The following is an 11,828-nucleotide window of genomic DNA, read 5'->3' on the forward strand; positions in this document are numbered from 1 at the left end:
TGCAGCCAGAGTCAATCGAATCAACAAAACGGGTCAGAAAATGGTAAGTAATTGCGGCGAGATGTCAGGCAAAATGACATTATCACGTCATTTATACTAACCTTTACAATAGGTTATGACTCCACATAGTTTCGACCTATGGAAACTTTGAATGGAGAAGAATAATCATGAAAACTTTTGAGCAGATGCACGGCGACCTAATTTCCGCGACATCGGGGCTGGCAGATACCTGCCTCTCGCCGATGTCAGATGTATTATTGCAACATCTGAGCGGGATGCTGGCACAGGTGCAGGAACAGCTATCCGCGATGCAGGAAGCCATGCCTACAGGCAACGCAGTTCATCTTGATAGGTGATGCATCCACCCGCTAACGCGGCTCAACTTCAGCGACGACATGAAGGCTGAAGTAGAAACACACCTGCGTGCCACACTCGAGGTCCTGAAGTCGATAGGAGAGCCAATGCAGGCCATATCCGCGATGCTTTGGCGGGATGATATATAGAATGAGCAGAGGCCCCTGACGGGGCCTCTCTGTAGGTCTGCTAGGTATCGTCCTGCCTAGTCTCGGACACACCTTGCGATCTCTTCCAGCGCTTCAAGCTTGGTCGCCAGCAGGTCGTCGCCGCCATACCCAGCCTCAACGACATCTTCACCGTCGAGACGCCCTGCAATCAGGCGGCGTGTTTCCTTATCGATCTTGGCGCGTCGTGCTGCGTCTGTCCAAGAATGCCGCAGGCTGTGGAAGGTCATACCCTCTTCGGTCAAACCCAACTTTTCACGAACGGTGCGGGAAAAGTTTTTGCCGTACACCTCAGTGAAACGCCCACGCCTGTCTGGAGCAACCTCAACCAAACTCTTCTTCTTCGTCAGATTGTCTGTGAAGCTGCGCTGGAAAAGGTACTTCGCCCCCGCCGCCATGCGACTTTGCCAGTACTCGATAAAACCTGCCGCCAAAATGGGTGAAGGTATCGGAATGGTTCGCAAGCTGTGCTTATTCTTAATTTTTTGATCTTCGCCTAGGTCTGTGATGTCCATGACGTATATGTTGCCCACCAACCGGACGTCATTGATCGTCAGCTGACCTATCTCCTCACGGCGTGCCCCCGTGTAAGCAGCGAACATAGGCATCCAATAGTCCATTACCTGACGATCAAAAGTTTTTGCGCAGTGATCCAAGATCATTCCCACTTGCGTGGGCGTATAAGGTATAACGTCCGATTGCTTTGCCTTGCTGTGCTTCACCTTCTCACCTACCGGCTCGTATCCCGCGAAGGGGTCCGACAGAAGCAGGCCAGCCCTCGCCACCGCGTACTTGGTCATCGCTTTTAGGTGGTCACTGTATCGCTTCCGAGTCTTGTAGCTGATCGACTCTAGACCCTCCGCCCTCCCCTTCGCCACCGCATCCAAAATTGACAGACTACGCACATCACGCCGCCCGCTAGATGGCAGACCGCGTAGAACCTCATCGAACTTGTGAAGATGCGCCCGCGTCCATTTTTCAATCGGGATGTCACCATGAAGTTCGACCCAGCGGCGAACCGTGTTCGCGACCGCCTCACGGTTCTGCATGGTGTAATTGTGCGCGTCTATGAAACCCTCGGAAAGCTCACGGATTCCGGTTATCCCTTCGTCTATGCCATCCGGCGGCGGCGGGACGTCTTCACCTAGAGCACCCGCAACCACCTTTAGACGCCGCGTCTCTGCGGTAAGGTGATCTATCCGGGCATGCGCCTCTCTACGCCCTAGCTCCTGCTCCAGACGTCCTACAGAAGGTGTGTCAGGCTCTCCCCCGCTGACGCGGGTCGGCGGCGTTTCGTGACCACCTTCCACCTCGATATAATTATCATCTGCTAGCTCAGCCCCCACCCCCGCCAACGTGAAAGCTGCCACCGCGCGTTGCTCTTTGATCTGACGCAGAAGGCCATGGACGCCGCCTAGCTCTGCCAGCAGCGCCGCGTCAGCGGGATCCAATGTCGCCGCTATACGCTCTTGCTCTTCTTTACGTTCTAGATTGCGAAGCTGCTGGCGAAAGATAGCCCTCTGGTCTTCCACCTTGTCCTTTGCGGTCTGGGCATCGGTTGTCTTCATAGTGCCATCAAAGATTAGCTTAAACTTACCCGGAGTCCTCGACGGGTACAGATTTTGAATCTTGGAGGGGATGGGGATGTTGAAATGGTATGTCCCGTTTCTCTTCTTCGTACCAGCTACCTTTGTCATGACCATTTGTCCCAAATTGATGTTGGGACATAAGTTGGGACAAATACTGGGACAAAACAAGCTGGAACTGCCTATTATGTACGAAATTCAATAATATAGGGGGACAAATTGGTGCGGTCGGAGAGACTCGAACTCTCACGGGTGTTACCCCACAGCGACCTCAACGCTGCGCGTCTACCATTCCGCCACGACCGCACGCCATGGTTGGTGAGGGTCGTTTAGACAAACTCTTTCACAAAGTGAAGAGCAAAATTGCGCCAGATTAAGTCCTTGTTCAGATTCGTGTGATTTATCATTCAATCGGGCGGGGTGGCTTGAAAAACAAGGCGAAGACGTAAACTTAAAGGAGGATATGAACCGAGGAACATTATGACCCAAGCGCCCATAGATCCCCCTGCCCTGCAGATCGACATCGTTTCTGACGTGATGTGCCCTTGGTGTATTGTCGGGTACCGCCAGCTAGAGCAGGCGTTAGCCGCCTTGAACATTGGCGCGTTCATCCGCTGGCACCCTTTCGAGCTTAACCCCCAAATGGGCCCCGAAGGTCAGAACCTGACCGAACATATTGCCGAAAAATATGGTGCATCGCCTGAGCAATCGGCGCAAAACCGCGCGCATCTTGTGCAGCTTGGCACAGAACTTGGAATCGACTTCAATTTCAACGCCGATAGCCGCATCGTCAACAGCTTTGCTGCACACCAATTGCTGGATTGGGCTCAAGATCAGAACCTGCAGCACCCACTTAAGCTTGCGTTGTTTGAAGCACATTTTACGAAGGGATTGGATGTTTCAGACCATAGTGTCCTCGTTGATGTCGCTGCAGATGTCGGATTGGATCGTAGTTCTGCGCAGGACGTTCTCGACAGCGGCAGCCATGTAGAACGTGTTCGCGAACGCCAGTCGGTTTGGACATCGCAGGGAATTTCTGGCGTGCCTTCAATGATCTTCGCGGGCAAATACCTTGTGACCGGTGCGCAGGGTGTCGATAATTATGTGCAAATTATCCAAAAAGTAATTCAAGAGGTAAGCGCCGCGGAATGACTGTCTCGTTTACCTCGGCTCAACGGTGCGCACAGAATGGTTGAATGGATCACCTCCAAGGGCCTTGTCGATTACCGGGAAGCCGAAGCATGGATGGAGGAACGCGCGTCCCTTATCGCCGCGGGGAATGCCGATGAATGCGTCTGGCTTGTAGAGCATGCTCCGCTATATTCTGCCGGCACCTCAGCAAAATCGGAAGATTTGACTGACCCAAAGCGGTTTCCGGTATATGAAACGCGCCGCGGCGGACAGTACACATACCATGGGCCGGGGCAGCGGGTTGTTTATGTGATGCTGGACGTCGGTAAACGCGGCCGGGACGTCAGACGTTTTGTTCAAGACCTTGAACATTGGGTGATCGCGACCCTTGCAAGCTTTACCATCAAAGGCGAGATCAAGGAGGGGCGCGTCGGCGTCTGGGTGGAACGCCCCGAGAAACCGCTCGCGGCGCAAGGCGGTATTCGTGAAGATAAAATCGCGGCGATCGGTATCCGGCTTAGAAAATGGGTCAGCTTTCACGGAATCAGCATAAATGTTGATCCAAATCTTGAGCATTTTTCCGGGATCGTCCCCTGTGGGATCCAAGAACATGGCGTTACGTCTTTAGTAGACCTTGGCCTGCCAGTTACGATGGAAGACGTTGATATCGCCCTGAAAGCGCAGTTCGACACGGTTTTCCCTCCGCTGTCTTAGTACGCGCCCAAAGACGGATAATGTACCTCGCCGCTCAAACGTTTCACTGCGCTCGTGCTATTTCCGCCGCGGCTTTACGGTTTCTTCATCGCTAGAGGCGTATGTCATCCAGCATGATGAGCACTTCTGACACCTCCTACCCCCGTCACTACAAGGCTGTGCGCCTCCGACACAGTTTGATAAATGATCTGTCTTTTTTCGTGCCCTGCGTCAAAGGCGGCCATTGCCCATATTGGCAAGCCGCACTAGAACGAACCTTAATTCAATGCGCGCCCCCTGTCGGGGTGTGAGTTGACAACCCAATCTCAGGAGGCACCGCATGGCAGACGCAGCCATTCACGGGCAAGACCATCACGACGAGCGCGGATTTTTCACGCGCTGGTTTATGTCCACAAACCACAAAGACATCGGGCTATTGTACCTGATTGTTTCGGCCCTCGTTGGCTTCATCTCTGTATGTTTCACCATATATATGCGTTTGGAGCTTATGCACCCAGGCGTGCAATATATGTGTATGGAAGGCGCGCGGTTTATCGCTGATAGCGCAGCGACCTGTACGCCAAACGGCCACCTTTGGAACGTTCTGATCACCGCGCACGGCATCTTGATGATGTTCTTCGTGGTTATTCCCGCTTTGTTCGGTGGTTTCGGTAACTATTTGATGCCATTGCAAATTGGCGCGCCTGACATGGCGTTCCCGCGGATGAACAACCTCTCTTTCTGGCTATATGTCGGCGGCACAACGCTTGCAGTCTGCTCCGTGCTGACACCCGGCGGCAGCGGCCAGCTTGGCTCAGGTGTGGGCTGGGTTCTCTATCCGCCGCTCTCTGTTCGTGAAGGCGGCATGTCGATGGATTTCGCAATTTTCGCTGTGCACGTATCCGGCGCGTCGTCGATCCTGGGTGCGATCAACATGATCACAACATTCCTCAACATGCGCGCCCCTGGCATGACGTTGTTCAAAGTGCCGCTGTTCAGCTGGTCCATCTTTGTTACAAGCTGGTTGATCCTTCTGTCCCTGCCCGTTTTGGCCGGTGCCATCACCATGCTTTTGATGGATCGCAACTTCGGATTCGCATTCTTTGACCCAGCAGGCGGTGGTGATCCGGTTTTGTATCAGCACATTCTGTGGTTTTTTGGTCACCCCGAAGTGTATATTATTATTCTTCCAGGCTTCGGCATCATCAGCCACGTCATCGCGACCTTCAGCCGCAAACCTATCTTCGGGTATCTTCCGATGGTTTGGGCGATCATCGCGATTGGCGCATTGGGCTTCGTCGTTTGGGCGCACCACATGTACACCGTTGGTATGTCTCTGAACCAACAAGCTTACTTCATGTTGGCTACTATGGTTATCGCGGTGCCGACGGGCGTTAAGGTATTCAGCTGGATTGCGACCATGTGGGGTGGTTCGGTTGAATTCAAAACACCTATGCTGTGGGCCTTCGGCTTCCTGTTTCTTTTCACCGTTGGCGGTGTGACAGGTATCGTTCTCTCGCAGGCAGCTGTGGACCGCTACTACCACGACACATACTATGTGGTTGCGCACTTCCACTATGTGATGAGCCTTGGTGCCGTCTTCGCGATCTTCGCCGGTATTTATTTCTACCTGCCGAAGTTCACGGGCCGCATGTATCCTGAATGGGCTGGCAAGCTGCACTTCTGGGCGATGTTCATTGGCGCGAACCTGACGTTCTTCCCACAGCACTTCCTGGGCCGTCAGGGCATGCCACGTCGCTATATCGATTATCCTGATGCTTTTGCATATTGGAACCTGTGGTCGTCGATCGGCGCGTTCCTCAGCTTTGCGTCCTTTATCTTCTTCTTCGGTGTTATGTTCTACACGTTGACACGTGGGGCCCGTAGCCCAGCTGCGAACCCTTGGAACGAATATGCGGACACTCTGGAATGGACGCTGGCAAGCCCCCCACCAGAGCATACGTTCGAAATTCTTCCCAAGCAGGAAGAATGGGACAAACAGCCTAGCCACTAAGCTAGCACAACATTGAAATGAGAGGCTCCAACGGCGGTTGGGGCCTTTTTTCGTTCTACACCGACACTCGGTACAGTTTCATAAAGACGAATGTTTATCGGCGGTTAGCCGAAATTTTACCACGTCCCCCAGTAAAATAAGGGCTTCCCAAAATTGTCTGAAATTAATTTCGAAAAATGTTATTTTTCCTCTTGCGGCTCACCGCTGCTATGGGTATTCCACGCCCTACCAGAGGATGCGGGCGTAGCTCAGGGGTAGAGCATAACCTTGCCAAGGTTAGGGTCGGGCGTTCGAATCGCCTCGCCCGCTCCAACTGGTTCTCTGCTTACCCAGCAGGACAGCAAGGCCACCTTCGGGTGGCCTTTTGCTGTTCTGGGCCCCAAAACAATGAAGCTGTTCACAGGCCCACAAAGGGCCAGCACACTTACCAGTTCGGACAACGGTCCGTTCATTGGTGCCCAGTCTAGAACTCTGATCAGGGTTGAAGCAGGCACGGCTACGGCGCAAAATATACTGTCGCCACAATGATACGCCCAAGCAGCAAGTGACAAAGCTTTCACCGCTGAATGCCCTCACTCTGTGGCCGACAAGGGTTCCCTAGGCCTCTCTCTGAGGGCAGTAGCACAACGGGGCCCGATACCCCCCCCTGCGAGAGCACGTGAGGCGTTTCAGGCCAGTACCAACGAAGCTGGGGCACGTGGATATTCGCGAGGCTCTACGCGCTCTGCCTGTCCTTGCGGATCATCGCTGATGAGTTGGATTAAACGCCCCAGCCGCGTGCGTCAGAGCCAAACATAGAGCATGTTTCAATATGGCAACGAACGAGTTTCTGCCGACGCCTAACGTCAGTCAAATACCGTTGTGATCAAAAGAAAAAGCGGGCGCTGAAAGCACCCGCCTGCGTCGGCTTATACCTGTTCGAATGATGGCACTATGAACACGCCCGCCATACAGCAAACGCCGGTGACGCCATTATTGTCTGCTTAAAGAAGAGATATCGTCGATCGTGCTGATAGGGTTTCACGTTCCATCTGTTCGATGGCGCGAATGTGCCACTCCAAACCGGTTTGACCTTGATCGGCTGCTTCGGCCAAGTTGTTCTGCGCCAGCTTCGCCTGGTCGGCCGACAGAACCAACGCCTCGGCGACCTCTGCGCGGCTGGTGCGTATATCGGCAAGCTGCGCGTCATAAGCATGCTCCGAAATCGCCCCTGAGGCCTTGAGCTGATTCAACGTCGCCACATCTTCTTGCTGCTGTGCGAGCATCTGGGGAAGATGTGTCGTGATACCATCCAGTTGGTCATTGGACTTGCGGATACTGCGCACGAGGTCATTGGCAGAAACCAGCTCCATCCGTTGGGCGACTTCTCGTTTTCCGGCGAGATTCCCGCTCACCGCACCAACAACGCCACCGGCCGCAGCGGCTCGCAGGCAGCCCGAGGCATCGGATGCGGCAAGCACCGAGATACCGCAGCCCACCGCGGCACCAACCGCGGCATGCTTGATTGTGGAGTTGCGGACAATATCGCGCATCAACGCGTCAAGCGCGGCGGTTTGCTCCACCATACCGGCGTCGTTCTCACGGTTTTCTTTGAAGCTTAGCGTGCCGGACGAAGGGCCGAATTGCGCAGCGCGATCGGCAGTGGGCGCAGCACATCCTGAAACAAGAACAGCAGCGGCGAGGGAAATCGTTAGAACAGTGGTTTTCATTACATGGATCCGTTGAGCTAGGCGTATTCGCGACGAATAGATGAAAATTATGCCGATTTTACGGCATGTTCGCCATGAAGTTTTCCGACGTTAACGTTTATCTATTCACCTTCGTGCCACAAATGCCCATAGTTCCCGCACAGGGTGAATTTTTTAAAAAGTCATATTGTTGCCGGTTTTGTTCACTATCGTTTAGGGAGTTCGACATAGGTTGCCTCGGAGCCCCGAAGCAAATCTTGGAAGGAGACCACATTGAAAATTCTAGCAGTCGACGATGATCCATTCATTCTAGAACTCCTTCCCGCAATGTTTGAACAGGCAGACCTGAACGATCTGCACACGGCCCCTTCGGGTCCGGCTGCTCTCGACATGATCAAAGCTCAGAAGGTGCCATTCGATTGCTTGCTGCTGGACGTCGATATGCCGGAAATGGACGGGATCGAGCTTTGCCGAAGAATTCGCACTGTCCCCGGGTATGAGGACAAACCGGTTTTGATGCTGACGGCGAAGACAGATTCGATCTCTATCGAGAAAGCGTTTGCCGCCGGTGCGAATGACTACATCGCCAAGCCATTTAACCTGAAGGACATCTACAACCGCATTCGCGTGGCCGAACGTCTTTTGGTGTCATCCAAGACCATCAAACGCATCGACGCGAGCGACCTGTCCAAAGAAGGCACACAGGTAGCTGAAGATATCACACTGGCCGACAAGGTCTTTTTGGCGAATGTCGGCAGGCTGATCCTGTCATTCTCCCTTGGAAACTACATCACGCAGCTCGATCGGAGCGAACTGGACAACTATCAGGTTTTCGGCGTGTCGATTGATGATGCGGAACGTATTTTCGAAGAAACGTCACAACAGAGTTTTCTTCATCTCCTTACCAGCGTGGCAGAAACCCTGACCGATCTTATCACCTGCCCCCATCTGCTGATGTCCTACGAAGGCAACGGTGCCTTCCTGTGTATTACGCGCGACCCGAACCTGCCCGAATGGGACCGGATGGAGGCTGGCCTACAGGCCAAGCTGGACGCGCTGAACTTGCTAAGCGATGATCTGAAGCAAGAGAGCATCAGCCTATCAGTCGGCACGCCCATTGCGCCGAATGCGAACCGGACCCAACGGGTGAAAAAGACCTTCGAACGGGCGCTATCGCGGGCTGAAATGCGCTATGCGAGCAAATGCGCCGCCGCCTGATCCTAGTTGATCGGGAATTGCACCAGACACTGCGCCGCATGTTTGCGGTAATCCTCTAGCGTCTGATCAATCGAGCGGCGGTCGCGCATTTTGCCCATGGCGGATTTCTTTTGCGCCCGCGTGCCGCTCACGTGGCGTTCTAGGATCAGGACCGTTACGCCCAGCATGATGGTCTTTTCATCCTCACCGATCATGTCCGCACGCGCCAAGGTCACCGCCGTATAGGCGATCATATTGGCGCAGCGCAGCGCCGCGGCCTCTTCCCCTTCATAGGTAAGCGCATGCGCTGGCCCCCAAAGAACAGATCCGCAAAGAAGCGCAGAAAGCAGGAGCCTCAAAACGCTTTGAACGTCATCGTTGTCAGCGAACGTTCAATCCCTTCGATGTCCAGAAGGTTATCGTTGATGTAAACGCCAATATCTTTTCCCGAAGGAATATAAAGCTTCATCAAAAGATCGTAATCACCAGAGGTTGAATACAGCTCGGAGTGTATTTCCCGCAGCGCGACCTCTTCGGCAACGCGATACGTACTGCCGGGCCGGCACCGGATCTGGATAAAAACGCAGGTAGACATGGACAGGCCTTAGGCTGGTTACAACACGTCCAAGCTGACATAAGGGGGCAACAGCCGCAATCGCTGATTGGGACCGATCGGCATCGAAACGCTTTGTCTTGGCGCGACGGCCTGCCCTGCTATAAGAGCCCGAAAGACGGAGATATTCACATGCGCCAGACCACCATCAATCGCTCGACCGCAGAGACCGAGATCAGCGTCGAAATCAACCTCGACGGGACAGGTTCCTACGCCAACCACACGGGCATCGGGTTCTTCGATCACATGCTGGATCAATTGGCGCGTCATTCGCTGATCGATATGAAAATCACCGCAAACGGCGATCTTCACATTGATGACCACCACACCGTCGAGGACGTAGGCATCACGCTGGGCCAAGCGCTAAGCACGGCATTGGGCGACAAACGCGGCATTCGCCGCTACGGCGCGTGCCTGCTACCAATGGACGATGCCTTGGTGCGTACCGCGCTTGATCTGTCGGCGCGGCCCTTCTTGATCTGGAATGTGGACCTGCCGACTGCAAAAATCGGGAATTTCGACAGCGAATTGGTACGGGAGTTTTTCCAGGCGCTCAGCACGCATGGCGGGATCACCTTGCACATTGATATGCTGCATGGCCTGAACAGCCACCACATCGCCGAGGCCGTCTTTAAGTCTGTCGCCCGCGCCCTGCGCGAAGCGGTAGAAACCGACCCTCGGAAATCTTCTGATATCCCCTCGACCAAGGGTGCGCTGTAACGATGTTAACTGCGATTATCGATTACGAATCGGGCAACCTTCATTCGGCGCATAAGGCGTTCGAACGGATGGCGCGTGAGTGTAATGCTGGCGATGTAGTGGTCACCGCTGACGCCGATGTCGTGGCGCGCGCCGACCGCCTTGTGCTGCCCGGCGACGGCGCATTCCCCTCCTGCATGGCCGCGCTGAAAGGCCAAAGCGGCATCTATGCCGCCATGGTTGAATCCGCCGTCGACAAGGGCCGCCCCTTTCTTGGGATCTGTGTGGGCATGCAGTTGATGGCATCCATGGGGCGCGAGTATGAAGACACAGCAGGCCTAGGCTGGATCAGTGGCGAAGTGACCAAGATCACGCCACGCGACCCATCCCTAAAAGTACCGCATATGGGATGGAACGACCTTGTCATAGACCAGCCTCACCCCGTTTTCGACGGAATCGAAACCGGGGATCACACGTATTTTGTCCATAGTTACCATATGGATGTACAGGACGAGGCCGAGCGGTTGGCCCATGTCGATTATGCTGGTGACGTCACTGCTGTTATCGGCCGTGACACCATGATCGGCATGCAATTCCACCCGGAAAAAAGCCAGACAACCGGCCTTCGTATGATTGCGAACTTTCTGAACTGGCGCCCCTGAACCGGGCACTGCCTTCTATCGAAGGCGGGTCCAGATCATTTCGTCGCAAGCATTTCCTGTGCAGGTCTGTAACCGCATCGCATTGCCGTCGACCAACATCTTCGCCTTATGTTTTTTTGAGGCAGAAGGCTCCAGCAACGTGCCGACATAGCTTCCGTCTGGTTGCGGCTTCATATCCCAGAAGACCCGTTTGCCAACCGCTGTAGAGCGTTTGTCATATCCACGCCGATCCTTGGCACGCTCGACGGTGCCGCATAACGCAGGGCCGCAGGGCTTCGCCCGCACGTGAACAACCAAGCCGTTAACATCCGGCGCAGTTTTCCAGACACCTTCAACTACATCAGCAAATACAGTCGTCGAAGAAGCTGCAAAAATAGCAGCATAGAAAATATATTTTGTTAAAAACATCGTATCACTCCCCCAAGCGACACATGCCTTACAGCTTTTTAGCAACGCACCAAAAAACCAAGGCGCGGGCATATTCTACACCCGCGTCCCGATTCGCGCAAATCCCACTCATTTGGGATGGAAATGAAGGTTACTGGACCCGCTGCCAGTCCTGCTTTGAACACAGCAACCCGCCCGCGACACAGCCCGACAGTTTCAGGCTGTTACCGGCGACGCTCATCTTGCCGATGTAGATTTTGTTGTTTGAAGGTCGCCAAACCTTACCTGCATATTTGCCGCTCCCGTCAGGTTTCATGTCGATGACCAACTGCTTGCCGATATTTTCGGACTTATATTCGCCCGACGCGTTGAACGTCCGCTGAATCGTACCGCAGATCGCCCCGCCACAGGGGGTCATTTTGACATGCGCATAAGCCCCGTCATCCGGTTGCGTTTTCCAAACGCCAACCGCCGGGTCGGCAGCCATGGCTGTTCCTGCAAAACCAATGCCAACGATGGCCGCAATAATCGTTCTTTTCATGATATATCCTCCCGATATGCTCTCAGATTGAAGCCAATACGACGATTCAGGCAAGCTTGACGTAGGGGACACCTCTGCTGCGTTGCAAAAACCTGC

At 54.1% G+C, this 11,828-nt stretch carries 13 protein-coding genes and 2 tRNA genes; 8 read left to right on the forward strand and 7 right to left on the reverse strand.

What is annotated here, in order from left to right; translation table 11 throughout:
* Positions 1-167: 167 nt before the first annotated feature.
* Positions 168-356: a hypothetical protein gene (locus AB1495_RS01245; protein WP_074634542.1), complete on the forward strand. Its 189-nt coding sequence runs from the start codon at positions 168-170 to the stop codon at positions 354-356.
* Positions 357-559: 203 nt separating this feature from the next.
* On the opposite strand, the gene AB1495_RS01250 is transcribed toward AB1495_RS01245, so the two are convergent.
* Both AB1495_RS01250 and AB1495_RS01255 read right to left on the reverse strand, forming a co-directional pair.
* On the reverse strand, positions 560-2,218 hold the full coding sequence (locus AB1495_RS01250) for a site-specific integrase (RefSeq protein ID WP_159431861.1): 1,659 nt from the start codon (positions 2,216-2,218) through the stop codon (positions 560-562).
* Positions 2,219-2,327: 109 nt separating this feature from the next.
* Positions 2,328-2,413: transfer RNA gene (locus AB1495_RS01255), tRNA-Leu, on the reverse strand.
* A gap of 174 nt (positions 2,414-2,587) precedes the next feature.
* Here AB1495_RS01255 and AB1495_RS01260 point away from each other — a divergent pair.
* The 4 genes from AB1495_RS01260 (at position 2,588) to AB1495_RS01275 (ending at position 6,257) form a co-directional block, all read left to right on the forward strand.
* On the forward strand, positions 2,588-3,259 hold the full coding sequence (locus AB1495_RS01260; RefSeq protein ID WP_037944581.1) for a DsbA family protein: 672 nt from the start codon (positions 2,588-2,590) through the stop codon (positions 3,257-3,259).
* Positions 3,260-3,295: 36 nt separating this feature from the next.
* On the forward strand, positions 3,296-3,952 hold the full coding sequence (lipB, locus tag AB1495_RS01265) for a lipoyl(octanoyl) transferase LipB (RefSeq protein ID WP_074634544.1): 657 nt from the start codon (positions 3,296-3,298) through the stop codon (positions 3,950-3,952).
* 319 nt (positions 3,953-4,271) lie between these two features.
* Positions 4,272-5,945 (forward strand): cytochrome c oxidase subunit I, encoded by a 1,674-nt coding sequence (ctaD, locus tag AB1495_RS01270; RefSeq protein ID WP_005854284.1) that lies wholly within the window; start codon positions 4,272-4,274, stop codon positions 5,943-5,945.
* Between the two features lie 237 nt (positions 5,946-6,182).
* Positions 6,183-6,257 (forward strand) — tRNA-Gly (locus AB1495_RS01275).
* 671 nt (positions 6,258-6,928) lie between these two features.
* On the opposite strand, the gene AB1495_RS01280 is transcribed toward AB1495_RS01275, so the two are convergent.
* On the reverse strand, positions 6,929-7,654 hold the full coding sequence (locus AB1495_RS01280; protein ID WP_074634545.1) for a hypothetical protein: 726 nt from the start codon (positions 7,652-7,654) through the stop codon (positions 6,929-6,931).
* Positions 7,655-7,906: 252 nt separating this feature from the next.
* Between AB1495_RS01280 and AB1495_RS01285 the strand changes: the two genes are divergently transcribed.
* Entirely contained in the window at positions 7,907-8,851 is a 945-nt protein-coding gene (locus tag AB1495_RS01285; RefSeq protein WP_074634546.1) for a PleD family two-component system response regulator, read from the forward strand.
* A 2-nt stretch (positions 8,852-8,853) separates the two neighbouring features.
* Here AB1495_RS01285 and AB1495_RS01290 read toward each other — a convergent pair whose 3' ends face one another.
* Together AB1495_RS01290 and AB1495_RS01295 are read right to left on the reverse strand one after the other, a co-directional pair.
* On the reverse strand, positions 8,854-9,189 hold the full coding sequence (locus tag AB1495_RS01290; protein ID WP_005854292.1) for a hypothetical protein: 336 nt from the start codon (positions 9,187-9,189) through the stop codon (positions 8,854-8,856).
* Positions 9,186-9,425, reverse strand: coding sequence for an Lrp/AsnC ligand binding domain-containing protein (locus tag AB1495_RS01295; RefSeq protein WP_005854294.1), 240 nt, complete (start codon positions 9,423-9,425; stop codon positions 9,186-9,188). The genes AB1495_RS01290 and AB1495_RS01295 overlap by 4 nt, the downstream gene beginning before the upstream one ends.
* A 150-nt stretch (positions 9,426-9,575) precedes the next feature.
* Here AB1495_RS01295 and hisB point away from each other — a divergent pair, with 150 nt between their 5' ends.
* Both hisB and hisH read left to right on the forward strand, forming a co-directional pair.
* Positions 9,576-10,163, forward strand: coding sequence for an imidazoleglycerol-phosphate dehydratase HisB (gene hisB, locus AB1495_RS01300; protein WP_074634547.1), 588 nt, complete (start codon positions 9,576-9,578; stop codon positions 10,161-10,163).
* A 2-nt stretch (positions 10,164-10,165) separates the two neighbouring features.
* Entirely contained in the window at positions 10,166-10,804 is a 639-nt protein-coding gene (hisH, locus tag AB1495_RS01305) for an imidazole glycerol phosphate synthase subunit HisH (RefSeq protein WP_074634548.1), read from the forward strand.
* A gap of 15 nt (positions 10,805-10,819) precedes the next feature.
* On the opposite strand, the gene AB1495_RS01310 is transcribed toward hisH, so the two are convergent.
* A complete protein-coding gene (locus AB1495_RS01310; RefSeq protein WP_074634549.1) occupies positions 10,820-11,212 on the reverse strand; it encodes a DUF2147 domain-containing protein in 393 nt (130 codons plus the stop codon).
* A gap of 130 nt (positions 11,213-11,342) precedes the next feature.
* Positions 11,343-11,732: a DUF2147 domain-containing protein gene (locus tag AB1495_RS01315; RefSeq protein WP_074634550.1), complete on the reverse strand. Its 390-nt coding sequence runs from the start codon at positions 11,730-11,732 to the stop codon at positions 11,343-11,345.
* Positions 11,733-11,828 lie beyond the last annotated feature (96 nt).

Source organism: Sulfitobacter pontiacus, assembly GCF_040790665.1.
Lineage (GTDB): Bacteria > Pseudomonadota > Alphaproteobacteria > Rhodobacterales > Rhodobacteraceae > Sulfitobacter > Sulfitobacter pontiacus.